Origin of the sequence: Paraburkholderia sp., from assembly GCF_028283785.1 — a bacterium.
In the GTDB taxonomy this organism is placed as follows: Bacteria; Pseudomonadota; Gammaproteobacteria; order Burkholderiales; family Burkholderiaceae; genus Paraburkholderia.
On the sequence record NZ_JAPWKB010000012.1, the window covers coordinates 380,634 to 404,521 of the forward strand.

Below are 23,888 nucleotides of genomic sequence, written 5' to 3' on the forward strand. Positions count from 1 at the left end.
GTCCTCACGAAGCGGTCGAGCGACGGCGCGATTGCGCCGCGCGCTGTTCGGCGCGTTGTTCGGCGACGCAGCGCGCGTCGGCCAGCAGTGCGTCCCACGCGAAACGCGCGCGAACCGTGGTGCCGCGTGCATGCGACGGTGTGTCGCGGCGTCGCGTGCTGATGCGCATCGTGCCATCGAATGCCGCGCAGCGCGCGCGAATGCCGGCGAGGCCGAAGTGACCGCGCCGTGTGCGGGCGCCCGGCGCGAGGCCGACGCCGTCGTCGGCGATCACGATGGTCAGATGACGACGGCTGGTTTCGAGGCGGATGTCGGCGCCGGTCGCACGTGCGTGGCGCGCGACGTTGTTCAGGGCTTCCTGCGCGACGCGAAACAGTGCGAGCGCGGCGTCGGCGGGCAGGCGCGTCAGGCGGACGTCGGCGGCGCAGACGAAGCTGGTGCGCAGACGCGTACGGTCGGCGAAGTCGCCGCTCCATTGCGCCAGCGCACCGACGATTCCCGCATCCAGCGACGGCCCGTGCAATTCGGCCACGGCCTGGCGATTCGCTTCGCAGACGGCGTCGAGTGAGCGGTTTGCCACTTCGAGCGCGGCCGCGCATTGCGGCGGCGCGTCGCCGGGCAACCAGGTTTCGACGCCCGCGAGCGCGAAACGCGTCGCCGTCAGTTCCGCGCCGACGCCGTCGTGCAACTCACGCGCGACATGGCGCCGCGCCGCTTCCTGCGCGTGTACGAGTTCGCTCGAAAGATCGCGGATACGGGCGCGCAATCGCGTGACTTCGCGTTCGGCGGGATGGTCGGCGGGCTGGTTCGCGCTGGGGACTTCGGCGGCGATCACGCTCGCCGTGCAATGGACCGACGAGCTCGTGCCGCTGGACGTGAGGTCAGCGGATAAAGCGAGCGTGGCAGGAGATGCGCCCGGATCGTGGGCAAGGGTAGCAACGGCGGCAACGGCGTGTGCGTTGATCGGGACGACTATCGACGTATCCATGACTCACCTTTTCAGGATGCGGCCCGGACATGGGCCCGGGCGTGTGTCGACGGCGTGAAGCCAGAGAAGTGCAGCCTGATCTCCAACTTTGACACCCGACCGTGCGACATCGCGTGACGGACTTTTGCTACGGCGTAGCGTAACGATATTTACATTCGGTAACAAACAGCAGGAACCCTGGTAAGCTTTGTTGCGCGATGTGAATTGCCGCGAATCATAGCGCAAAAAAATCAAAAATGCAGTGAAGACAAGGCTAAGCGAGGGATTATTCGCGCACAGGATGAAGGAATCCGGTTCCAATATGTAGGAAAAACGCCTACATCCAAAGTGCGTCGCGCTGACGCAATTTGTAACCGCGACGCACTGTCGCAAGCGGCCAAAACGGCGTGTACGGATCGCCGTCGAGATTGCGCGGACGAAAAAAAACCGGAGCGCGAAGCTCCGGTTTTTGCAGGCGACAGCGCAATGCGCTGGATCGGCGATCAGCCGACGAATGCCTTCTCGACGACGTAATGACCCGGCTCGTTGTTGCTGCCTTCCTTGAAGCCGAGGCTGTCGAGCAGCGCGCGCGTGTCACGCAGCATGTGCGGGCTGCCGCACAGCATGACGCGGTCGTTTTCCAGCGAGAAGCCCGGCACGCCGAGGTCGGCGAACAGCTTTTCGGTTTCGATCAGCTCGGTGATGCGGCCGCGGTTCTGGAACGCTTCGCGCGTGACCGTCGGGTAATACACCAGCTTTTCCTGAACCAGTTCGCCGAGATGCTCGTGCTGCGGCAGGTGGTCGGTGATGTATTCCTTGTACGCCAGTTCGTCGACGAAACGGCAGGTATGCGTCAGCACGACCTTGTCGTAGCGGTCGTAAATGTCCGGATCTTTGATGATGGACATGAACGGCGCGAGGCCCGTGCCCGTGGACAGCAGCCACAGCGTTTTGCCCGGCAGCAGGTTGTCGGCCATCAGCGTGCCGACCGGCTTCTTGCCGATCAGGACCTGATCGCCCACCTTCAGATGCTGCAGGCGCGACGTCAGCGGACCGTCCTGCACCTTGATGCTCAGGAATTCGAGGTGTTCTTCGTAGTTCGCGCTGGCGAGACTGTAAGCGCGGATCAGCGGCTTGCCTTCGACTTCGAGGCCGACCATCGTGAACTGGCCGTTTTCGAAACGGAACGACGGGTCGCGCGTGCAGGTGAAGCTAAAAAGCGTATCGGTCCAGTGATGGACGCTCAGGACGGTTTGTGGATTCAGGTTGCTCATGGCTTCTTGGATGGTGCGAAAACAAAGGCGGCCAGACGAATAGCCGGCCGGCACGGCAAGGGCGATGCGGCGCCAACCCGTTGCTGGGACTGATGCGCAATCTGCTATTTTACCGCGCTTGCTGCCGGCGGGTGGCGGCGCGGGGGTTGTGCAGGGTCAAGCGGAGCCTGACCTTCGCAGCGGCGTCGCGATGTACACCACGCCGGATGTCGCGAGGACGTCGGCGGGACCGCAGGGATACGGCGGGCGTTCAGCCGCGTTTCGGCTGCGGCCAAGTCATCCGGCGCGGCCGGCGATCGGGGATGCAGACGCGGGCGACGGGCCATCAATTGATCGCACGACAGGGTAGCGTGCGCGTTTGACGACGTTTGACACAATATTGCGATGATACCGAAACGCGTCGCGCGCTGCAGCATTGACCCTGCCGGCAAGGCTGGAAAGTCCGCTGGACGGGGTCGGCGGTGATAGCGGCGAGGTTCGACGCCCGCCCGCCCGCGCGACGCGCCGCTTCAGCGGTCGGCCGCCAGTTTTGCGCCGAGGCCGACCAGCAGCGCGCCGCACAGCCCGTCGATCGGGCGGCGCAGCCGGCGATAGCTGCGTTGCGTGCGCTCGGTGGCGAACATCAGCGCGACGCTGCCGTACCAGCCCGCCGACATGCAGCCGATCATCGTCAGCACGACGCCGTAAAACCACAGCGGCGGATGGGCCGGAAACATCGCGGCGAACACGCTGGTCCAGAACACGCAGGATTTCGGATTGGTCAGGCAGGTCAGCAGGCCGCTGCGGTACGCGCGAAAGTGCGCGGCGGCGTCGTTGGCGGGCGGCGGCGTGATGGGCGCGGCGGCCGACGTATCGCGCTTGCGGCTCGCGATCACCAGCTTGATACCGAAATAGACGAGATAGATGGCGCCGAAGATGCGCACGCCGTTGTACAGCCAGTCGATTTTCTGCAGCACGGCGGCGAGGCCGAGCATCGCGAGCGCGGCCCAGATCGTCGAGCCGGTGCCGACGCCCAGCGCCGACGAAGCGCCGAGCCCGCGCCGTCCAGCCAGAGACAATTGCGTAACCATGAAGAAGTTCGGACCGGGCGTCGCGACCGCGATGAAGTAGACGGCGGCGATTTGCAGCAGGGCGGGCAGATAGTGCATGACGTGAACGGAGAAGGGCGTGCGGCGGGAGCGACGATTTTACGCGCAACCGTGTTCCGGCAAGCCGCGCCCTGCATCAATCCACGCGCAGCCGCGCGATATACGGCAAGTGATCCGATAGCCACGCCGTTTCCTGTGCGGGCTGAATCCATTCGACCGGCTTCATGTCGCGCACGAACATCTTGTCGAGCGCGAGCGCGGGTGAGAACGCCGGAAAGGTGCGTCCGGACTCGCCGAGCAAGGTGGCGACTTCATGGAGCCCGTGCTCGCCGAACAGCGGCACCGAATCGTTGCGCCAGTCGTTGAAATCGCCGGCCAGCACGAGCGGACCTTCGGGCGCTTCCTGGGAGATCCAGTTCGCGATCCAGTTCATCTGCCGAAGCCGCGCCGACCGCGTCAGCGCCAGATGCGCGCACAGCAGCGTCACAGATTTGCCTGCAAAAGTGGCACGCGCGACCAGCAAGCCGCGCTTTTCGAACCGATGCGCGGAAATATCCCAGCGGCCGCCCGGATCGAGCGGATGCGGCGACAGAATGGCATTGCCGTGACGCCACGACGGCTTGAACACGTTCGGCCCCAGCGCGATTTTCAGTTCGAGCGCCCGGGCGATTTCAGTGGCCTGGCAATGCCAGACGTCGTCGAAGGAATCGGCCAGCGGCTCACCGAAACCGCCCGACAGCATCGGACCGGGCATGCGCCGCGCCATCGCCTCCTGCAAAAAATACGCGTCGGCGTGTGTAGATTGCACCCACCGTTGCATCGCCTGCCACGCCTGGAAACCGAGCGGCGAGCGACCCTTGTGCAGGTTCCAGCTCACCGCGATGAAGTCCTTCGACTGCACCTTCGGCTGCGCGACGTCGCGGATCAGTTCTTCGGGATTGCGCATGCCGGTCGGTCCACGTTTTGAGTTGTCTTCATGGGGTGCTCGGGCCGGTCGCAATCGCGGCATGCACCCGGTACACCAGGCTCGGGTTCTTGTCGACGATCTGCCAGGTGGCCCACTGACCGGCCGCGACCCGTAAACCGGGATGACTCGCGGCCACCTTGCGCGGCTGCGGCGGCGACTTGCAGCCGGTGTCGGTCTGACGTGCGTCGGTATCTTCGAGGGTTTCCTGCGCATCGATCTGCAGCGTGACGGCGTCGGGATCGGCCTGGGTGGGCGACACCGTCAGCGTGCGCGACAGGTCGATGCTGCCGGCCGGTTGATCCTTGCATCCCACATTGTGTTGCGTGACGTGATGATGCGTGTCGGTGCGTGCCTGACCGACGGTGGTCGTGCCGTCGAACGCGTCGATCTGCTGGCCGTCCTGGATCACCTGAACCTGCCATTGCACGACTTGCGTGCGGGTCTGCGCGTGCGCCACGAGCGGTGCGCCGGCCGTCGCGGCGGACACGGCGAGTACGGCGGCGAGACTGGTCTTCCACATAAATGAGGGTCTCCGGTGGCTGGATCCCGCGGGACCAGGCGCTCATCTTACGCCTGATGCCCGCAACGTTTTTCTGACACCGTAGACGGGGTCAGGTTCAGCAACAGTGCATTTCGCGTGCCGCATCAGTGGCTTGCGAAAAATCAAACAGACCACGCAGATGGGGACGTCGCGAGTCGCTTCAACCGTTGCAATGTGCGTTAGCAGCAAACCGTCGAGACTGCTGGCTTGCATAGGGAAATTGCATCGGGAACACTGAAATCGGAGCGGCGCTGGACAGCGCCGTCAGCACGACCAGCACGACGGGGTGAGCGATGACGACAGCAATGGTCAGACAGGAAATCGCGGTGGCGTCTTTCAGCAAGGTCTACGATCTCGATCAGGTCGAAGGCGCGCTGAACGAGTTAGGCGAGGGCGCGAACGAAGCGCTGCGCGTCACCTACGAGAAGATGCTCAAACACGGCGCGTTGCGCTTCTGCGTGAAGCCGAACCGGATGCCGTCGATCGACGATCTGATCGGCGCGTTGCCGAACTTCGCCGAACCGCTCGACGACGTGCGCAAGCAGGTCGCGCTCTGTCTCGAAACCGACGACCGTCTCGAACTGATGCCGATCCTGTTGCTCGGCGATCCCGGCATCGGCAAGACGCACTTCGCGAAGCACCTCGCGCGGCTGCTCGGCACGTCGTATCACTATGTCGCGATGAGTTCGCTGACGGCCGGATGGATCCTGTCGGGCGCGTCGTCGCAATGGAAGAACGCGAAGCCGGGCAAGGTCTTCGATGCGCTGGTGCACGGCACGTACGCGAATCCCGTGATCGCCGTCGATGAAATCGACAAGGCCACCGGCGATTCGCAATACGATCCGCTCGGCGCGCTGTACGCATTGCTCGAGCACGACACGGCGCAAACCTTTATCGACGAATTTGCCGAGATACCGATCAACGCGGGTCACGTGATCTGGATCGCGACGGCGAACGACGCGCGCTCGATTCCCGAGCCGATCCTGAACCGGATGAACGTCTATGAAATTCCGCCGCCCGACCGCGACGGCACGCGCCGCATCGCGCAGGCGATCTACGACGAGATCCGCTCCGCGCATAGCTGGGGGCTGCGATTCCCGCCGACGCTCGGCGAGCCCGCACTCGACGCGATGAAGAGCGCGTCGCCGCGCGAGATGCGTCGCGCGATCCTGAACGGATTCGGTTCCGCGCGGATCGACGGCCGCGATCAGATCGGCGCGGCGGACATCCGGCTCGATAACGGCGCGCGTCGCAAGCCGATCGGGTTTTAGGCGTTCGCGATCCAACGCGAGTCGCGCGAGGCCGCCTTCGGGCGGCCTTTTGCTTTGTGGGTGCAACGATCGGTGCCCCGATCGCGTCAGCAAACGCGGATCGGCCTCGATTGTGTGGAAAACGACAACAGTGAATTCAATTAATCGGGACGATTTTTCGATAGTACGGGTTTACACTCGGTTCAACGAAATGCAAGACAGCATTTCAGCGACGAACAACGAAACCTGACGACATCGAGAATCCACCATGAAAAAGATCGCCCTTGCCGCTGTGCTCCTTTCCGCTGTGGTTGCTGCGCCCGCCTTCGCGAGCGGCTACGGTCCGGCGCCGTTCTATCACCCGCAAGCCACCGCTAGCGTCGATACGCCGGCAACTGCAGGCAACGGTCCGAAGACGCGCGCCGAAGTCAAAGCCGAACTGGTCGAAGCGCGCGCCAATGGCGAGCTGAGTCTGAACCCGAACGCGCCGGCGTATCCGCAACAGTTCGCGACCGGCGGTTACGCGGTGCCGCGTGCGCAGGAAACCCATCAAGGCCATTTCGGTCAGTGGATTGCGGCGAAGCGCGAAGCGTTCACGCATGCGGTCAGCGTCGAAAACTAAGCATCCCGTTTTACCGGCTTGAATGACGGCGAGCGCACGCGCGGGGCTCACAAAGCATCACGCGACCCATTACGACGGCGTACACTAAACCCGTCCAGCGCTCCCGCCTGAAAGAGAATGCCCGCAGTTGCCAAGACTGCGGGCATTTGCGTCTGTGAGGCGCGAAAGCGTCCAGCGGGGTCGCGGGCACGTTCGACCACGGACGGCACGCACCGGCCACGCTCATGTCCACGTGAATGCTCACGCGCAAGAGCCGTCGCTGTTTCCAGACGCGAGCTGCCGCCGTGTGTCGTTGTGGTCTCCACGGATGAACGAGGCAGAACGCGGTGCACAAAGCCGCGTCAACGGATATGGACCAGATCGAATGTGTGGTGATCGGCGCTGGCGTAATTGGGCTTGCCGTCGCACGGGCGCTGGCGGCACGTGGACACGAAGTGCTCGTGCTCGAAGCCGCGGGCGCGATCGGTGAAGGCACGAGTTCGCGTAACAGCGAAGTGATTCACGCCGGGCTCTACTATCCGCGCGGTTCGCTGAAAGCGGCGCTGTGCGTGCGCGGTCGCGAGATGCTCTACGACTACTGCGCGAGCCACAACGTCCCGCATTCGCGCTGCGGCAAACTGCTGGTCGCGACCTCGCGCAACCAGATTCCCCAACTCGAAAGCATTCTCGCGAAGAGCCGTGAAAACGGCGTGCTCGATCTGATGCGGATCGGCGGTACGGAAGCGCAGGCGCTCGAACCGGCGCTCGAATGCGTCGAGGCGGTGTTCTCGCCGCAAACCGGCATCGTCGATAGTCATCAGTTCATGCTCGCGTTGCAAGGCGACGCCGAACGCGACGGCGCCGTGTGCGCGTTTCACGCTCCGGTCGAAGGGATCGAAGCGAGCAACGGACGCTTCGTCGTGACGGTCGGCGGCGACGCACCCACCCGGCTCACCGCGTCATGCGTGATCAATAGCGCCGGCCTGCATGCGAATGCGCTCGCCCGACGCATCCGCGGTCTCGACGCGCGACACGTGCCGCCGCTGTATCTCGCGCGCGGCAATTACTTCAGCATGTCCGGTCGCGCGCCGTTCAGCCGGTTGATCTATCCGATGCCGAACGAAGCCGGACTTGGCGTGCATCTGACGATCGATCTCGGTGGTCAGGCGCGCTTCGGTCCGGACGTCGAATGGGTCGATGCGATCAACTACGACGTCGATCCGCGTCGTGCCGAATCGTTCTACGCCGCGATTCGCGCGTACTGGCCCGCGCTTCCCGACGACGCATTGCAACCGGCCTACGCGGGCATCCGTCCAAAGCTGTCGGGCCCCGGCGAACCCGCCGCCGACTTCGTGATTCAAGGACCGTCCGCGCATGGCGTGCGCGGCCTCGTGAACCTGTTCGGCATCGAATCGCCGGGATTGACGGCGTCACTGGCGATTGCGCAACGCGTCTGCGAAATCAGCGGACGCGTGTAGCGTTGAATGCTTTCGCCAGCGTGCCGAATGCGCACGTCACGCGTGGACGGGACGCCGCCCGGCGCCCTAGCGAATCGCTTATCTCTACCATTTGACCGCTCACGCAGCGGGGCTTCGTTGCTATGCTTGGGCACCGCCGTCGAAGAACGGTGAGTCCTAAAACACGGAGTTCCCCATGAAAACTTCCCGCCGTACGTTTCTGATTTCAAGCCTGGGTGTCGCGTCGACGCTCGCGTTGTCCCGCCAGGCGTTTGCCGATGCACCGAAAGTGGCCGAAAACGATCCGACCGCGCAAGCACTCGGTTACAAGGCCGACGCATCCAAAGTCGACAAAGCGAAGTACGCAAAATTCGTCGCCGGCCAGGACTGCGGAAATTGCAGCTTCTACCAAGGCAAAGCCAGCGATCCGTGGGCCGTCTGCCCGATGTTCGCGGGCAAGCAGGTTGCAGGCAAAGGATGGTGCAGCGCGTATAACAAGAAGGCCTGACACGCATCGTCCGGTCTGCGCGACACGCTTCACCCGCGCGTCGCGTCATACCGCATCGCAGCAATCCCGCTGATCTGCGCGTGACCTGTCACGGCACCGCCCGCCTTGCGCGAGCGGTGCCGTTTTACATCTTGAAATCGCGCACTGCGCTCTCTACACTCGCTGTGCGTCCGCGATGCTGAAAATGCAACGAGCGTCGACGGATCGCGTCTAACAATGAGTCGTTGCGGTTCCCCAGGTTGTCCGTCGGGTTCGTCGTATCCGTTGGTCTTTTCGAGGCTGGGATTCTGATGTCATCCGCGTCAAAGAGTCTGAATACCCGCGCGGTCGTGGCGGCCGTGATCGGCAACGCGCTCGAGTGGTACGACTTCACTGTCTACGGTTTTCTGACGGTGGTGATTGCGCAACTCTTCTTCCCGACCAGCAACGATTACACGTCGTTGTTGCTGACCACCGCGACCTTCGGCGTCGCGTTCGTGATGCGGCCCATCGGCGCCGTCGTGCTTGGCTTATATGCGGATCGCGCCGGACGTCAGGCGGCGTTGTCGCTCGTGATCGCGATCATGACGCTCGGCATTCTGCTGATCGCGCTGGCGCCACCGTATTCGGCGATCGGTATCGGCGCGCCGTTGCTGATCGTGATCGGCCGGTCGGTTGCAGGGCTTTTCTGCGGGCGGCGAGTTCGGCAGCGCGACGGCCTTGCTGATCGAAGCCGCACCGTTCTCGAAACGCGGACTCTACGGCAGTTTCCAGATGGCGAGCCAGGCGGCGGCGTTGTTGCTCGGTGCGCTGGTCGGCGCTGCGATCACGCACGGTTTGTCGCCGGATGCGTTGAGCGCGTGGGGCTGGCGCGTGCCATTTATTCTCGGTCTGGTGATCGGGCCGATCGGTTTTTATATTCGCCGGCATCTCGCGGATTCCGAAGCATTCCTGCATGCACAGACAACCGCACGTCGCGCGACACTCCGCGAAGTCTTCACCGCACACGGCCGCGAAGTGTTGTGCGGACTCGGCGCGGTGATCGCGCTGACGGTGACGATCTACGTGCTCATCAGCTATCTGCCGACTTTCGCGGTGAGAGAACTGAAGCTGCCGTTCGGCCAGTCGTTTTACGCGGTGATCGTCGGCAATACGTTGCTGATGATGTTGTCGCCGCTCGCGGGGGCGTGGTCGGACCGGATCGGGCGCAAAGGCTTGTCGCTGTGGTCGCTGAGTATCACGCTGGTGGCGATTTATCCGCTGTTTTCATGGCTCGAAGCGGAGCCGACGGTATCGAAGCTGATCGTCGTGCAGTCGGTGCTGTCTATTTCGATGGCGGGCTACTTCGGGCCATTCGGCGCGTTGATCGCGGAGCTGTTTCCGGCCAATGTGCGCTCGACGGGTTTGTCGATTGCGTACAACCTGGCGGTGATGGTGTTCGGCGGCTTCGGGCCGTTTATCGTGACGTGGCTGATCGGTGTGACGGGCTCGTCGCTGGCGCCGACCTATTACGTGATGGCCGGACTCGCGCTGTCGATCATCGCGATCGCGTGCATTCCGGGTCAGCGCCACGCCGATCTCGACGCCCGACGAAAACCAGCTTAACGCCTGCGTTCAACGGCGTGTGAAACGCCGTTCACGCGTTAGCGCGCATGCCGCAACGGCGGTCGCCGATCAAACCACGGACGCGCGGCTTCGAGTTGCGCGGCGAGTCGCAGCAACGTCGCTTCGCCGCCGTCGCGCGTCGCGAACTGCACGCCCACCGGCAATCCGCGCGCATTCCAGTACAGCGGCACCGACATCGCCGGTTGTCCGCTCAGATTGAAAAGCTCGGTGCATCCGGCCCACGCAAACGCCTTGTTCGACGCTTCCGCTAGCGTCTTTTTCATCAGCGCTTCGAATGGAAAGGCGGTGACGGCGCGCATCTGCAAGCGCTCGAAATCGGTCGGCACCATTTCACCGATCTTGATCGGCGCGGCGGCCAGCGTCGCGCACAAGACCACGTCGTAACGCGACAGCAGATCGGTCAGACGCGCGGTCACCCGGCGCTGTTCTTCGAGCGCCGCCGGCAAGCCGCGTTCGCCGAGTTTGCGTCCGACATGCGCCATCGTCCAGGTCGGTAATTCGAATTCGTGACGCGCGGGTTTGCGGCCGGTGATGCGGTCCGCGTGCAACACGAGTGCTTCCGCCGTGACCGACCACAACGTCAAAAACGCATGACGTACCGCGTTGAAATCGATGCCGAGCGACACCGGCTCGATGTGATGCCCCAGCGACGCCGCGAGTTGCGCGGCGTCGTCGAGTGCGGCGCGGGCGTCGCCGGACAAGCTCGGCGCGAGCATCGATTCGGTCACATAAGCGATATGCAGCGGCTTGCACGGCTCGCGCGTGACGTTCAGGAACGAGCCCGGCGCGGCGCTGTCGGCGTTCGAAAACAGATCGAGCATCAACGCGCTGTCGCGGACGCTGCGCGACACCACGTGATCGACGCCGAGTTCTCCAACCGACGGCGCGCCCGCATGGGGCGTGCGTCCGCGTGACGGCTTCAATCCGAACAGGCCGCAACACGACGCGGGAATCCGGATCGAGCCGCCGCCGTCCGATGCATGCGCGACCGGCACGATGCCCGCCGCGACCGCCGCCGCCGATCCACCGCTCGATCCGCCCGGCGTGTGATCGAGACTCCACGGATTGCGGCACGCGCCGAACAGTTCGGGCTCCGTATAAGGCATCTGCCCGAGTTCGGACGTGCTGGTCTTGGCGAACAGATTGAGTCCGGCCGCTTTCGCGCGCGTGACGACCGGCGCGTCGATACCGGGAATGAAATGGCGATAGTGACGGCTGCCCATTGTCATCGGCAGACCGGCGACCGGTGTGCCGAGATCCTTGATCAGAAACGGCACGCCCGCCAGCGGACCGTCGCCGAGCATTCGCCCTTCGTCGCGTGACGCGCGGATACGAGCCGTGTCGTAGTCTTTCAGCACGAGTGCGTTGATGGCCGGATTCACGGCTTCCGCGCGCGAAATCGCAGCGTCGATCAACTCGCGACGGCTGACTTCGCGACGTCGAACGAGGTCGGCAAGACCGATGGCGTCATGCGCGAGATAGTCAGATTCCACGACGAAAGCGCCCTCGCTTGAAGAAGGTTGCACGACACACAGATGAGGCAGACGGATTCGCACGATGCGCCGCGCGTGCGGCGTATCGTGCGTGCAGGCTAAAGCATGCAGACTGCTGACAGATTACGCGAAGCGCGCGGTGTGCGGCGCGCTTCGGCAATCAGCGGGAAGCAAAGACAAGCAAAGCGAAACAAAGAGAAACAGCGTGACGCGTGACTTACAGGCGTTCGCCGATGAAAGTCAGCGTGCGGCCGTGCGCGAGCGCAGCGGCGTGCTGGTTGTACGACGCGCGATCCGGACAGTTGAAGCCGTGGTCGGCTTGCGGATAGACGTGCACTTCGGCGTTGTCGCGGCCGGCGAAACGTTCCTTCACTTCGCCCACCGCCGACAGCGGAATATGCGCGTCGAGTTCGCCGTAGTGGAACTGGATCGGCACCGTGATTTTCGCGGCCTGATCCAGTTGCGTCTGGATGCCGCCGCCGTAGTAGGCGATGGCTGCATCGACGCTGCCCGCTGCTGCGGCCAGATAGGCGAGGCGTCCGCCGAAGCAGTAACCGATCGCCGCGATCTTGCCGGTCACTTCCGGCATTGCGCGCAACGCGGTTGCCGCTGCGCCGATGTCGGCGACGGTCTGGTTCACGTCGGTCTTTTGCAGCAGTTCGATGCCCTTGTCACGATCCGCGCCGTCGTACGTCAGTTCGACGCGCGGCTGCGTGCGCCAGAACACGTCCGGTGCGAACGCGACGTAACCGTCTTGCGCGTACTGATCCGCAACCGAGCGGATATGGCTGTTCACGCCGAAGATTTCCTGCAGGATGATGACCGCCGGGCCCTTGCCGCTTTTCGGCAGCGCCAGATAACCCGAATAGCTGTCGTTGCCAGTCGGGATGTCGATCCATCGGGAATTCACACTCACGTCACTCTCCTATGAAGCGGTTGCCAGTTGTGCTGGATGCTTCCGGCACAGCGCCGGAAGCGGTGGAGGGAGTGTGCCATCAAAAGAATCGACGTGCAGTCGCGTCGTGCACGGGCTGACAGGCGGCTCGCGACGCGATCGTTCACGTAAGGCGATTGAAACATTCTCGATTATTCATTTCCCGGTCGCATGCCGCTCCGATAGAGTCGGACGGTGTCCATGCGTGGCTTTTCGCGTCGCGATCCGTGATGTGCAGCACGTCTTTCGAAGGAGTCAGCATCATGCAAAAGCAAGCCGCCGGTTCATCGTCCGTTGCGTCGTCTGCCGGTCGATATGTGTCGTTGTTTACCGAACGTTTCGCGATGCGCGTGCCGGTCGTTCAGGCACCGATGGCGGGTGGCGCGACACCGCCCGCGATGGTCGCGGCCGTGTCGAATGCGGGCGGTCTCGGCTTCCTCGCCGCCGCGCCGTTCGATGCGGAAAAACTTGGCAGCGAAGTCGCCGCGATTCGCGCGCTGACCGACCGGCCGTTCGGCGTGAATCTGTTTATCCTCGAACCCGCATCGCCGGACGACGCCACCGTGCGTCGCGCGCTCGATTCGATCGACCCGCTTCGCGCGCTGCTCGGTCTGCCGCCCGGCACGCCGCTCGATCGTTACGCGCCCGACTTCCGCACGCAACTCGACGCGCTGATCGCGTTGCGCGTGCCGGTCGTCAGCTTCACGTTCGGTGTGCTGTCTAAAGAAGACGTGACGCGTTTGCAGCAAGCGGGCAGTTATGTGATCGGCACCGCGACGCATGTTGCCGAAGGCCTCGCATGGCGCGACGCGGGCGCCGACGCGATCGTCGCGCAAGGCGCCGAAGCGGGCGCGCATCGCGGCACGTTTATCGGTCGCGCGGAAGATGCGTTGGTGGGCACGCTCGCGCTCGTCCCGCAACTCGTCGATGCCACCGGTCTGCCGGTGCTCGCGGCCGGCGGCATCATGGACGGACGCGGCATTGCCGCCGCGTTGATGCTCGGTGCGCAAGCCGTGCAGATGGGCACCGCATTCCTGACCTGCGCGGAAAGCGCGATCCCTGCTATATGGAAGTCGCGCGTGTTGTCGGCGGCGGATAACGCGACCGAAGTCACGCGTGTCATCACCGGCCGTCATGCGCGCGGAATCCGCAATCCGTTGATGCAACAGCTTGGCGAGCATCCCGAACGGATCGCGCCGTATCCGGTGCAAAACGCGCTGACGCAGGGATTGCGTCAGAGCGCGAGTCGCGCGGAAAACGGCGACTATCTGTCGCTGTGGTCGGGGCAAGGCGCGCCGCTCGCGAGAAAGCGTCCCGACGGCATCGGCGCGGCCGCATTAGTGGCATTACTCGATCGCGAATGGCGCGACGTCGTGAGCGCGTCGAACGGTCTTTTGAACGACTGAAAACGTTTGCGCGAAGATGTTTAGCGACGTCATCGAAATGACTCGCAAATGTCTAAAGCCGTCAGGTTGCCTACGCTTAAGCGCTATTAAGACGAAATCCGGGCGCTTGACGAACAGCCGCGCCGGCTGGGGCTCTCCGGGCAACGTGCCGGCGCGATGGCTTGCCTTGGCGTCGGTATAAACGCCATTGGTAGTGTTACCAGTTACCCAAAAAACCCGCACAATTTAATTTGATACGCATAAACTTGCGCGCTAGTACGGGGGGTGCTCTGCCACAAACAGTTTGACCTGCCCGTGCTTGCCAAGTGCATGACGATGCAACCGGCGTGATCGTCCACGGGACTGAGCGACACAGCAGGAAGCGGGGAGCACAGGCGATTACGTTGTTACTGGGACCGAAACTGGAGACTTACATGAACATCAAGATTCAAAAGCTGTTGCCGATTAGCGCTGCGGCGATGCTCTTCGCAACGCTGGCAACGGGTGCGGTGGCCGATGAGGTCGTCAAGATCGGCCACGTTGCGCCGCTGACGGGCGGTATTGCTCACCTGGGTAAGGACAACGAAAACGGCGCGCGTCTCGCAGTCGAAGAAATCAACGCGAAGGGCCTGACGATCGGCGGCCAGAAGATCACGCTGCAACTGGATGCACAAGACGACGCGGCTGACCCGCGTACGGCTACGCAGGTTGCGCAGAAGCTGGTCGACGACAAGGTCGTCGCAGTGGTGGGCCACTTGAACTCGGGCACGTCGATCCCGGCTTCGAAGATCTATAGCGATGCAGGCATCGTTCAGATCTCGCCGTCGGCAACGAACCCGGCTTACACGCAACAAGGTTTCAAGACGACGTACCGCGTCGTCGCGACCGATGCGCAACAAGGTCCGGCACTGGCTAACTACGCTGCCAAGGGCATGAAAGTGAAGAGCGTCGCAATCGTCGACGACTCGACCGCTTACGGCCAGGGTCTGGCAAACGAATTCGAAAAGATGGCCAAGTCGCTGGGCCTGAACGTGATGTCGCATGACGCGACGAACGACAAGGCTGTCGACTTCCGCGCGATTCTGACGAAGATCAAGGGCGAAAACCCGGACGCGATCATGTACGGCGGTATGGATGCAACCGGCGGCCCGTTCGCCAAGCAAGCGAAGCAACTCGGCCTGCGTGCCAAGGTGCTGGCAGGCGACGGCGTGTGTACCGACAAGCTGTCGGACCTGGCTGGCGACGCAACCGACAACATCGTCTGCTCGGAAGCCGGTATGGCGCTCGAGAAGATGGCTGGCGGCCCGGCGTTCCTCGCCAAGTACCAAAAGCGTTTCGGTCAGCCGATCCAGATCTACGCTCCGTTCACGTATGACGCTGTGTACATCATCGTCGACGCTATGAAGCGTGCTAACTCGACCGATCCGGCGAAGATCCTGGCAGCAATGCCGAGCACCGACTACAAGGGTGTGATCGGCGAAACCACGTTCGACTCGAAGGGCGACCTTCAGCACGGCGTGATCTCGCTGTACAACTACAAGGCAGGCAAGAAGACGCTGCTCGACGTGGTGAAGATGTAAGACCGGCTGCACGATGCACGACGGGTTCGTCCCCGTGCATCGCGTAGTGTGTGTCGAAAAAAGGCACGCGCGCCTCACGGCTCGCGTGCCTTTTCTTTTGCGCGCGCGCATGAGACGCTAACGCGATAAAAACGATCTGGGAGACTGTGATGAACACTGCATCGAATGTCAGCCGGGAGGCTGCAACGAGCGAGTCAGTGGCACCGGCGATCGACGACGCGTGGCGGCGCTGGATCGCGGAAAACCTGCTGCTCGACGCATCGCCGGACGCATTGCACGCGGTGCTGGTCCAGCATGGTTTCGCCGCGCACGATGCATCGCGCGAAGTCGATGCGGCGCTCGCGAGTCCGTATTTTCAGGGCGGTGCGCGCTTGCGCAATCGCGTGCGCAAACGGGACTGGGCGTTGTCGGTGTATAGCGCGCTCGGCCGGATGCGCGACGGCACGACCGGCACCGACGGCAACGTGGTGATCGAACGCCGCGATCGTCTGCCGCGCGACGTGTTTTTTAACGAGTACTACTGCCAGAACCGGCCGGTCGTGATCACCGGCGCATTCGATGCGTGGCCCGCGCGCACGCAGTGGAATTTCGATTATTTCCGCGCCCGTTGCGGCGATTGCGAAGTGGAAGTGCAGTTCGGTCGCGATGCCGATGCGAACTACGAAGTGAATCAGCCGCAACTCAAACGGACCATGCGCTTTGGCGATTACATCGATCTGATCGAAAGCAGCGGCCCGACCAACGATTTCTATATGACGGCGAACAACACGTCGAAGAATCGTGCGTCGCTGGCGGCGCTATGGGCCGATGCGCCACCGATCGTCGAGTATCTCGACGGCGAGTCGCTCGATAGCGGTTTCTTCTGGTTTGGACCGGCCGGCACGAAGACGCCGCTGCATCACGATCTGACCAACAACTTCATGGCGCAAGTGATCGGCCGCAAGCGCGTCACGTTGATTCCGATGTCCGACACGCCGCATGTGTACAACCATCTGCATTGCTATTCGCAGGTCGATGCGAGCGCCGTGGACAACGCGCAGTTCCCGGCGATGCAGCAGGCGCAGCGGATCGAATGCACGCTCGAACCGGGTGAGTTGCTGTTTCTGCCGGTCGGGTGGTGGCATTACGTCGAAGGACTCGACGCATCGGTGACGATGACCTTTATCAACTTCCTGAAACCGAACGATTTCACGCGGACGTACAGCACGTATCACGAGTTGTGATTCACGTTAAAGCGGGGGACGTGACGGGTAAGCGGACTGCGTCTGCGCATAAAAAACGGCGGGCCGGTTGCCCGGCCCGCCGTCCTCCCTGACGCTTGTCCTGCCGTCTTATTTCTTCGTCACGACGATCCCGATCCCGCCGAGAATCCCCACCAACCCACCGCCGGTTCCCGTTGCCGGTGTACCGACCAGCGCGCCGGTCAACGACGTCAGCAAACCGGTGACGGGTGCGAGCGGATTCGCGGTGCTGCCCGAGCCTGAACCGCTACCCGAACCCGAGCCGCTTCCCGAGCCGCTGCCTGAACCCGAACCCGAGCCGCCCGCAGCCGAACCGAGTGCGCCTGTCACCGTCGTGACGATGGTCGTGACCGACGCTAACGGATTGGCGCCGCTGCCCGATCCGCCCGCGATGCCGCCCAGCGAGCCGGTCACGGTCGAGAGAATTCCGGTGACGGGCGCCAGCGGGTTGGTCGTGCCGCCGCCTGCGCCGCCCAATCCGCCGAGCGAACTCGTGACGGAGGTCAATACGCCGGTGATCGGCGCGAGGGGATTCGTCGTGCCGCCGCTTCCCCCTATTCCTCCTATTCCCCCAATCCCGCCGAGCGATCCTGTGACGGAGGTCAGCACGCCCGTCAGCGGTGCCAGCGGATTACTGCTGCCGCCCAATCCGCCGAGTCCGCCCAAACCACCGGTCAACGTCGAGGGCAATGACGTCAGCAGGTTCGTGATCGGTGCGAGCGGATTGCCCGACGATCCACCGGTGCCGCCACCCGGATTCAGGATGCCGCCGAGCGGGCTGCCGCTGCTCGCCGCGCCAGCGGTCAGCAGGCCGCCGGCGGAAGTCACTGTGTCGCCGAGTCGGGTCACGACATTGCCGAGGTTCTGACCGATCGGGTTGCCGGTTGCGCCGCTGACTTGCGCGCCCGCAGCGTCGAGGCCGTGACCGAGCGTCGCCAGTAAACCGTTGAGCGGCGAGCCGAGACCCGTCGTATCGCCGACGGTTTGCGTGGTTTGCGCGACCGTCGATGTGATCGGCGTGATCGCGGTGGACAGCGATTCGGTGACTTGCTGGATCGGACCGTTGGTCAGCGCCGAGCCGAGTTGTGTGCCGAGACCGCTGACGGCGTTTCCGACCGTGGACACGGTGCTGCCGAGCGGCGTCGTCAACGGCGCGAGCGGTGCGGTCGGACCTGTGCCGAGGCTCGACACCAGTTGTCCGGCGCTGTTGACGGCCCGGCCTGCGTCGTAGACGAGATTGCCGCTGCTGGCGAGCGTCGTGCCGAGCGGATCGGTCGAGTTGCCGAGTTGGCCGAGGCCATTCGCCGCGCCGATTCCAACCGCTGTCACGCCGTTGCCGAGGTTCGACACGACATTGCCGAGCGCGGTCGTGGTCGTGCCGTTACCGAGCGGCGTTTGGGTGAGGCCGATCTGGCCGCCCGTCGCCGACACGGTTTGCCCCGTCGCGGTGACGATGTTGGCGACGTTTTGCACGACTACGCCGAGCGGGTTGGCGCTGGTTGGGGTTGGCGTGGGTGTCGGGGTTGGAGTCGGTGTGGGTGTTGGCGTTGGTGTCGGTGTAGGTGTAGGTGTAGGTGTAGGTGTAGGTGTAGGAGTCGGCGTTGGTGTAGGAGTCGGCGTCGGTGTGGGTGTCGGCGTAGGAGTAGGCGTCGGAGTAGGCGTGCTACCGCCGCCAGAACCCGAGCCCGTGCCGCTGCCCGATCCGCTGCCGGACCCGGAACCGCCCGCGCCGCTACCCGTGCCGATGGTGCCGCCTGCGCTGCCGCTCGCGGAGCCAGGAACGTGAACGGTCGAGCCGCAGCCGGTCAATGCAATCAACGACGAAACGCACAATGCGATTGCCGTTTTTTTGAATGGTTGATTCATGTCTGCCCCCTCGAAACCTGGAATGGTTGAGAGAGCTATCTGCAAGGCCTATGCCATTTTTATCGGTGCGTCCGCCGAGCGAAGAAACGTATTCGAATCAACGATATACAAAGCGCTGAAGTCACCGGCGAGTCCGTTTTCGCGCGATGTGTCGAAGAACAGCGCCAGTGTGCGGCCCGCACGTAACGTAACGTAAGTCGCGTGACGACAATGTCCCCGACGCATCCCGAACACGCCGCGCCGGTCAGATCCTGAAGCGCCGCAGCACGCGCGGACCGCCGTAAGCGATCGCGCCCGCGCACAGCGCCACCACCGACAAACCGATCGGCAGATTCGTCACCTGCGCGACGCCGCCGATCAGCACCGGGCCGAGCAACATCCCGAAGTACGCCAGCCCCGCCACGTGCGCGAGTCCTTCGGCGGCGTGGATGCCCGGCACGCGCGCGGCGGCCGCGAACAGCACCGGCATCATGTTCGCGAGACCGAGACCCATCAGCAGAAAGCCGATCAGCGCGGTCGCGGAAAACGGCAGCAGCAGCGCGGCAACCATCCCGAAACACGCCAGCGACGCACTCGCCATAATCAGTTGCGGCGCGCCGAAACGCGCGCGCACCGCGTCGCCGGCAAACCGGGCGGCCGCCATTCCGCCCGAAAACGCAGCGTAGGCCGCGCTCGCCAACGCCGGCGTCGCCAGTACGACGTCGCGCATATAGACGGTTGCCCAGTCGTACATCGCACCTTCCGCGATCAGCGAAACCAGCGCCGTCACGCCGAGCGCCCACAGCGCGGGCGAGCGCCAGCGGCTCATGCGCGGCTCCGACGAATCCGGACGATCGCTATGCGACACGTGCGGCAGCACGGCAGGACACGCAACCAGCAATACGCCGACGCTCAACACCGACGTCACCGCCAGATGAACGGCCGGCGGCATCCCGTGCGCGAGCACCAGACCGCCCGCCGCCGCGCCCGCCATCCCGCCCAGACTGAACATCCCATGCAGCGACGACATGATCGGCTTGCCGATCGCCTCTTCGACGTCGCTGGCTTCCGCGTTCATCGCGACGTCGAGCGTGGCCATGCCGCCGCCGAACACCGCGAGCACGACGATCAGCAACCAGTAGGTCGGCACGACCAGGATGAGCGCGCCGGACGCCGCCATCACGCAGCCGCCGGTGAAACACGCGCGCCGCGTGCCGACGCGCGCGATCCACGCGCCGATGGTCGTCATCGCGACGATCGATCCGCCCGCCAGCGCGAGCAGCGCGAACGACAGCAACGCCGGGTTCAAATGGAAACGGTCGCGCACGGTCGGCACGTGAACGCCCCACGACGCGTACATCACCCCCGCGATGAAGAACAGGGCCATCGTGGCGAGCCGCGCGCGATTACGCGCCGCGACGGGGAGAGTGCGGTGCGCGGTATTCGGCGTCGCGAAATTCGAGGAGCGGTCGGACACGTGGAACTCGTTGTCGGGGCGTTGTCTGATAAGAGAGCGGCGGCGCGGACTGCGCTCGATGGCAGTAAGCGCGCTGAAAGTGAAGCACCGATTCTAGCGAAGCGGCGCCGTTCGCGCCCGTGAGTGTCGGCTTGAGTCTGTTTGTTTCGGCGATGCGCGGTCCGGGCGTGCGGCGTGCTGTCGATGACGTTCACACGCTCGATGCTGGCGGCTAACGTCGCCGTTTACCCGTGCTGGCTGCACTACCATGCAATTCTTGTCCAGCCGGGTCGCATCGCGGACCGCAACCCGCTGGCCGGCCCGTTTATCCGCCGACACGCCCAACCAAGAGGACGCGCCTTGAATATCGATGCCCACGCCCCGCTTCATTTATTGCATCAAACGGCAGTCGGCACGCTCGCGACGCATGCGCGTCAACCGCACGGCTATCCGTATCCGTCGTTGTTGCCGTTTGCGCCCGACGCGCAGCATCGTCCGACGATCCTCATCAGCCGCCTGGCCGAACACACGCACAACCTGCACGCCGATCCGCGCGCCGGTTTTCTGGTCGCGCATGCGCCGGACGGCGATGTGCTCAATGGACCGCGCGCCACCTTGCTCGGCGCGTTCGAGCAGGTCGCGCCCGAACCGGCGGTGGTGCAACGCTATCTGCGCTACCACCCGGACGCGGAACGCTATCTGGTGCTCGGCGATTTCACGTTCTGGGTGATGACGCTCGAGCGGCTGCGTTATATCGGTGGATTCGGCACGATGGGCTGGCTCGACGCGGACGACCTCGATCCGCTCGACCCGCTCGATTTCGACGAAGAGTGCGAACTGATCGGTCGCTTCGGACGCAATCCGCGACGCGGCGCGCTGGAACTGCTCGGTATCGACCGCTACGGGATGGATCTGAAACGCGACAATGCGCGCGAGCGCTATATGTTCGAGTCGGCGCAGCTCGACATCGAATCGCTCGGCGCATCGCTCGACGATTGCATCGAGCGTCATTGGCAATAGAACGTTTGTTTAAAATTGTTAGTAACGTGTGGGCCCGCACATCACACAGTCTTGCTCGGCCAAAACATGCATTTCATGCAAAGTTCTCATTCCGTGAAATGTTCGGCCTGATCTTGCTTATTAATTTTCATAATCCGACAATTAATGACGCTTTTTATCAGACGGATTTGCCGATTTTCGATCGGCATGACGATTCGAATAAATGAAAGACTTCAGGTATGTCGCAAGTCGTTGAAATTTTTGGAAACGAAGCATAATTAATTTCCCAAATCGGCTTTTCTCCGCTTTCTATTTTGTGTTAATCTCGCCAGCAAATTCCGAGGCATGATACTTTCAATGTCAAGCTGGCTTAAGAACAGCGGTCATTCACTAAACCACAAGGGAATCTATGTCTTCCTACAAGGAACTTCTCGCACAGCGAGAAAAGCTGGAACAACAGATCGAAGAAGCAAAGTCGCGGGAATACGCGGAAGTGTTGAATGAGATCAAGCAAAAGATGGCCGACTATGGCATTACGCTCGCCGAACTCGGCACCGGTCGCGGTAAGGGCGTGAAAGTCGCAGCGCGTCCGCGCGCAGGCGTTGCACCGAAGTTCCGTGATCCGGATAGCGGCAGCACGTGGTCGGGCCGTGGCAAACCGCCGCGCTGGATCGCTGGTCAGGATCGTGAAAAGTTTCTGATCAAGTAATCACTGCATTAGACAGACATGCTCTTTTAAGCATGTCTTGAAATAAACCGCGCGATAGTCAGAGCGCGGTTTTTTTTCGTCTGTTTCATTGCGACTTCTTTCCGGTCGCTTTGCGAACGCATAGCCGGTATGTGCTGACATAAAGCGCATTGCACACCGCTTGCGGCGGGAAACACGAATACTTCCTGTTTAGATAAGCTTATGATTCGAAAGGGTATTTGTGCGGTTTGACGCGGCTCTCCGGCCTTGCCGGAGTAGAATGGATGGCAATCAATAAGCGCTCTTACCGGATACCCGTGACACTCGCCGCCCAATCCTCGGAAAAACACCAGGTCGCACGCAAAACCACTGTTGTGAGTATTGTGTTGAATCTGGTGTTGATGACGTTGCAAATTGTCATTGGCGTGTTTGCGCATTCACAGGCACTGGTTGCCGACGGTGTGCATTCGCTCGCAGATCTGATATCCGACTTTGTGGTGCTGTTCGCAAACCGGCATAGCGGCGCCGAACCCGACGCGGATCACAATTACGGTCATAGCCGCTATGAGACAGTGGCGTCGCTATTTCTCGGCGCACTGCTGATTGCAGTCGGCGTCGGGATGTTATGGCGCGCGGGTACGCGCATCGCGGATTTACAGCACATTCCCGCTGTCCATATCAGCGCGCTTGCGGTCGCGGCGCTGGTATTGATCTGTAAGGAATCGTTGTTTCATTACATGCTTCGTGAAGCGCAGCGCGTGCGATCCGCAATGTTGATTGCCAATGCATGGCATGCGCGTTCAGATGCAGCGTCGTCGCTGGTGGTGGCGCTTGGGATTATTGCGAGTCTTGCCGGTGTGCGATGGCTCGATCCAATTGCGGCGGCCATCGTTGGTTTTATGGTCGCGAGAATGGGCTGGATGTTCGGTTGGGATGCATTGCAGGACCTTTCCGATCGCGCACTCGATGAATCCGCCGCCGCCGATCTTCGGGCATTGTTACTTGCCACGCCCGGCGTGCGCGATGTCCATGAATTACGCACACGTAAAACCGGCGACCTTGCATTAGTCGATGCGCATATTCTGGTCGATCCGTTCATTTCGGTTTCGGAAGGGCATTACATTGCCGAAACCGCGCGACTCAAGGTGTTAAGCGATTCGCGCGTGCTCGATGCATTGATTCACGTCGATCCGGAAAACGACGCGTTGGCGCGGCCGCCCGTCAACCTGCCGTCGCGCGAGACGGTGCTGGCCGCGGTGGAGAACGCGTTGGCGCAGCACGGCGTGCGGGCGGTGTCGGTGAATCTGCATTATCTGAGTCGCGGGCTCGATATCGAGCTGGTGATGCCCGCGCGTGACGACGCGTCGGCGGACGACGTCGATCTGGCGCGCGCCGATCTCGACGCACTTCAGCGCCAGCTCGGCGCACGAAAAATCAGTGTGGTCCGTCAGATCGCAAGCGCAGGGATCCCGTTCCCGCCGGCCGACAGCGCCGGCTCGGCAACGGAAGCGCCTGACGTCAAAGCGGCAGTTGCGTATCGAACTTGATTTCGCGCAGCACGACGCTGGTACGAACCTGCGCGACCGCGGGAATCTTGAAGATGCGGTCGTGGAGGAACGCGTCGTAGGCTTTGATATCCGGCGCGACGATCTTGAGGATGTAGTCGGACTCGCCGGTCGTGCTGTAGCACTCGGTGACTTCCGGGCACGTGGCGATCTCGCGTTCGAACTGCTCGACGCCGCCTTCGGTGTGCCGCGTCAAATGAATATGCGCGAGCGCGCACACGTGCAGCCCGAGTTTTTCGCGATCGAGCAGCGCCGTATAGCGCTGGATCACGCCGGATTGCTCCATGTCCTTGATGCGCCGCCAGCAGGGCGTGCTGGACAGGCCGACCTGGTCGGAAATCTCCTGAACCGAACGGCGAGCGTCGAGCTGTAGCAGGCGCAGGATCTTTTGCGAGAACGTATCGAGTGTCAACTGCGCCTCCGTTGTGCGTCGCCGATCCCTGC

At 62.9% G+C, this 23,888-nt stretch carries 19 protein-coding genes and 2 pseudogenes; 11 read left to right on the forward strand and 10 right to left on the reverse strand.

Features of this window, described 5'->3' with window-relative positions; genetic code table 11:
• Positions 1-4: 4 nt before the first annotated feature.
• The 5 genes from PW947_RS13455 to PW947_RS13475 form a co-directional block, all read right to left on the reverse strand.
• Positions 5-988, reverse strand: coding sequence for an ATP-binding protein (locus PW947_RS13455; RefSeq protein WP_299632818.1), 984 nt, complete (start codon positions 986-988; stop codon positions 5-7).
• Positions 989-1,470: 482 nt separating this feature from the next.
• The gene (locus tag PW947_RS13460; RefSeq protein WP_299632819.1) at positions 1,471-2,241 is read right to left on the reverse strand and encodes a ferredoxin--NADP reductase; all 771 of its coding nucleotides are present in this window, start codon (positions 2,239-2,241) and stop codon (positions 1,471-1,473) included.
• Positions 2,242-2,750: 509 nt separating this feature from the next.
• Positions 2,751-3,389, reverse strand: a complete 639-nt coding sequence (locus tag PW947_RS13465) for a LysE family translocator (RefSeq protein WP_299632820.1) — start codon at positions 3,387-3,389, stop codon at positions 2,751-2,753.
• A gap of 76 nt (positions 3,390-3,465) precedes the next feature.
• A complete protein-coding gene (locus tag PW947_RS13470) occupies positions 3,466-4,275 on the reverse strand; it encodes an endonuclease/exonuclease/phosphatase family protein (protein WP_299632821.1) in 810 nt (269 codons plus the stop codon).
• 28 nt (positions 4,276-4,303) lie between these two features.
• The gene (locus PW947_RS13475) at positions 4,304-4,816 is read right to left on the reverse strand and encodes a hypothetical protein (RefSeq protein WP_299632822.1); all 513 of its coding nucleotides are present in this window, start codon (positions 4,814-4,816) and stop codon (positions 4,304-4,306) included.
• A gap of 314 nt (positions 4,817-5,130) precedes the next feature.
• Between PW947_RS13475 and PW947_RS13480 the strand changes: the two genes are divergently transcribed.
• The 5 genes and pseudogenes from PW947_RS13480 to PW947_RS13500 all read left to right on the forward strand — a co-directional run bounded on the left by PW947_RS13480 (position 5,131) and on the right by PW947_RS13500 (position 10,237).
• A complete protein-coding gene (locus PW947_RS13480) occupies positions 5,131-6,108 on the forward strand; it encodes an AAA family ATPase (protein ID WP_299632823.1) in 978 nt (325 codons plus the stop codon).
• A 247-nt stretch (positions 6,109-6,355) separates the two neighbouring features.
• Positions 6,356-6,709 carry a DUF4148 domain-containing protein gene (locus PW947_RS13485; RefSeq protein WP_299632824.1) on the forward strand — a complete coding sequence of 118 codons (354 nt, stop codon included), beginning with the start codon at positions 6,356-6,358 and terminating at the stop codon, positions 6,707-6,709.
• A gap of 350 nt (positions 6,710-7,059) precedes the next feature.
• Complete coding sequence (locus PW947_RS13490) at positions 7,060-8,166, forward strand: NAD(P)/FAD-dependent oxidoreductase (RefSeq protein ID WP_299632825.1); 1,107 nt, start codon at positions 7,060-7,062, stop codon at positions 8,164-8,166.
• A 175-nt stretch (positions 8,167-8,341) separates the two neighbouring features.
• On the forward strand, positions 8,342-8,653 hold the full coding sequence (locus PW947_RS13495; protein WP_299632826.1) for a high-potential iron-sulfur protein: 312 nt from the start codon (positions 8,342-8,344) through the stop codon (positions 8,651-8,653).
• 290 nt (positions 8,654-8,943) lie between these two features.
• A pseudogene (locus tag PW947_RS13500) lies at positions 8,944-10,237 on the forward strand (MFS transporter).
• 38 nt (positions 10,238-10,275) lie between these two features.
• Here the strand turns inward: PW947_RS13500 and PW947_RS13505 are convergent.
• The gene (locus tag PW947_RS13505) at positions 10,276-11,751 is read right to left on the reverse strand and encodes an amidase (protein ID WP_299632827.1); all 1,476 of its coding nucleotides are present in this window, start codon (positions 11,749-11,751) and stop codon (positions 10,276-10,278) included.
• A gap of 217 nt (positions 11,752-11,968) precedes the next feature.
• Positions 11,969-12,667, reverse strand: coding sequence for a dienelactone hydrolase family protein (locus tag PW947_RS13510; protein ID WP_299632828.1), 699 nt, complete (start codon positions 12,665-12,667; stop codon positions 11,969-11,971).
• A 281-nt stretch (positions 12,668-12,948) separates the two neighbouring features.
• Here PW947_RS13510 and PW947_RS13515 point away from each other — a divergent pair, with 281 nt between their 5' ends.
• The 3 genes from PW947_RS13515 (at position 12,949) to PW947_RS13525 (ending at position 16,873) form a co-directional block, all read left to right on the forward strand.
• Positions 12,949-14,091: a nitronate monooxygenase gene (locus PW947_RS13515; protein ID WP_299632829.1), complete on the forward strand. Its 1,143-nt coding sequence runs from the start codon at positions 12,949-12,951 to the stop codon at positions 14,089-14,091.
• 413 nt (positions 14,092-14,504) lie between these two features.
• The gene (locus tag PW947_RS13520; protein WP_299632830.1) at positions 14,505-15,650 is read left to right on the forward strand and encodes a branched-chain amino acid ABC transporter substrate-binding protein; all 1,146 of its coding nucleotides are present in this window, start codon (positions 14,505-14,507) and stop codon (positions 15,648-15,650) included.
• Positions 15,651-15,799: 149 nt separating this feature from the next.
• Positions 15,800-16,873, forward strand: coding sequence for a cupin-like domain-containing protein (locus PW947_RS13525; protein WP_299632831.1), 1,074 nt, complete (start codon positions 15,800-15,802; stop codon positions 16,871-16,873).
• Positions 16,874-17,164: 291 nt separating this feature from the next.
• On the opposite strand, the pseudogene PW947_RS13530 reads toward PW947_RS13525, so the two are convergent.
• Positions 17,165-18,757 (reverse strand): annotated as a pseudogene (locus PW947_RS13530) (collagen-like triple helix repeat-containing protein); the annotation flags it as partial.
• 244 nt (positions 18,758-19,001) lie between these two features.
• The gene (locus PW947_RS13535; RefSeq protein WP_299632832.1) at positions 19,002-20,213 is read right to left on the reverse strand and encodes an MFS transporter; all 1,212 of its coding nucleotides are present in this window, start codon (positions 20,211-20,213) and stop codon (positions 19,002-19,004) included.
• A gap of 339 nt (positions 20,214-20,552) precedes the next feature.
• On the opposite strand from PW947_RS13535, the gene PW947_RS13540 reads away from it, so the two are divergent.
• From PW947_RS13540 to PW947_RS13550, 3 genes are all read left to right on the forward strand, one after another.
• On the forward strand, positions 20,553-21,212 hold the full coding sequence (locus PW947_RS13540) for a pyridoxamine 5'-phosphate oxidase family protein (RefSeq protein ID WP_299632833.1): 660 nt from the start codon (positions 20,553-20,555) through the stop codon (positions 21,210-21,212).
• A gap of 388 nt (positions 21,213-21,600) precedes the next feature.
• Entirely contained in the window at positions 21,601-21,900 is a 300-nt protein-coding gene (locus PW947_RS13545) for an H-NS histone family protein (RefSeq protein ID WP_299632834.1), read from the forward strand.
• Positions 21,901-22,163: 263 nt separating this feature from the next.
• Entirely contained in the window at positions 22,164-23,426 is a 1,263-nt protein-coding gene (locus PW947_RS13550) for a cation diffusion facilitator family transporter (protein WP_299632835.1), read from the forward strand.
• Here PW947_RS13550 and PW947_RS13555 read toward each other — a convergent pair.
• The gene (locus PW947_RS13555) at positions 23,398-23,856 is read right to left on the reverse strand and encodes an Lrp/AsnC family transcriptional regulator (protein ID WP_008352298.1); all 459 of its coding nucleotides are present in this window, start codon (positions 23,854-23,856) and stop codon (positions 23,398-23,400) included. The genes PW947_RS13550 and PW947_RS13555 overlap by 29 nt on opposite strands.
• Positions 23,857-23,888 lie beyond the last annotated feature (32 nt).

Coding starts and splice junctions, on each gene's coding strand:
- PW947_RS13460 (WP_299632819.1), bottom strand. CDS start 2,241: ATGAGCAACCTGAATCCACAAACCGTCCTGAGCGTCCATCACTGGACC.
- PW947_RS13470 (WP_299632821.1), bottom strand. CDS start 4,275: ATGCGCAATCCCGAAGAACTGATCCGCGACGTCGCGCAGCCGAAGGTG.
- PW947_RS13490 (WP_299632825.1), top strand. CDS start 7,060: ATGGACCAGATCGAATGTGTGGTGATCGGCGCTGGCGTAATTGGGCTT.
- PW947_RS13455 (WP_299632818.1), bottom strand. CDS start 988: ATGGATACGTCGATAGTCGTCCCGATCAACGCACACGCCGTTGCCGCC.
- PW947_RS13515 (WP_299632829.1), top strand. CDS start 12,949: ATGCAAAAGCAAGCCGCCGGTTCATCGTCCGTTGCGTCGTCTGCCGGT.
- PW947_RS13465 (WP_299632820.1), bottom strand. CDS start 3,389: ATGCACTATCTGCCCGCCCTGCTGCAAATCGCCGCCGTCTACTTCATC.
- PW947_RS13520 (WP_299632830.1), top strand. CDS start 14,505: ATGAACATCAAGATTCAAAAGCTGTTGCCGATTAGCGCTGCGGCGATG.
- PW947_RS13475 (WP_299632822.1), bottom strand. CDS start 4,816: ATGTGGAAGACCAGTCTCGCCGCCGTACTCGCCGTGTCCGCCGCGACG.
- PW947_RS13485 (WP_299632824.1), top strand. CDS start 6,356: ATGAAAAAGATCGCCCTTGCCGCTGTGCTCCTTTCCGCTGTGGTTGCT.
- PW947_RS13480 (WP_299632823.1), top strand. CDS start 5,131: ATGACGACAGCAATGGTCAGACAGGAAATCGCGGTGGCGTCTTTCAGC.
- PW947_RS13550 (WP_299632835.1), top strand. CDS start 22,164: ATGGCAATCAATAAGCGCTCTTACCGGATACCCGTGACACTCGCCGCC.
- PW947_RS13545 (WP_299632834.1), top strand. CDS start 21,601: ATGTCTTCCTACAAGGAACTTCTCGCACAGCGAGAAAAGCTGGAACAA.
- PW947_RS13495 (WP_299632826.1), top strand. CDS start 8,342: ATGAAAACTTCCCGCCGTACGTTTCTGATTTCAAGCCTGGGTGTCGCG.
- PW947_RS13525 (WP_299632831.1), top strand. CDS start 15,800: ATGAACACTGCATCGAATGTCAGCCGGGAGGCTGCAACGAGCGAGTCA.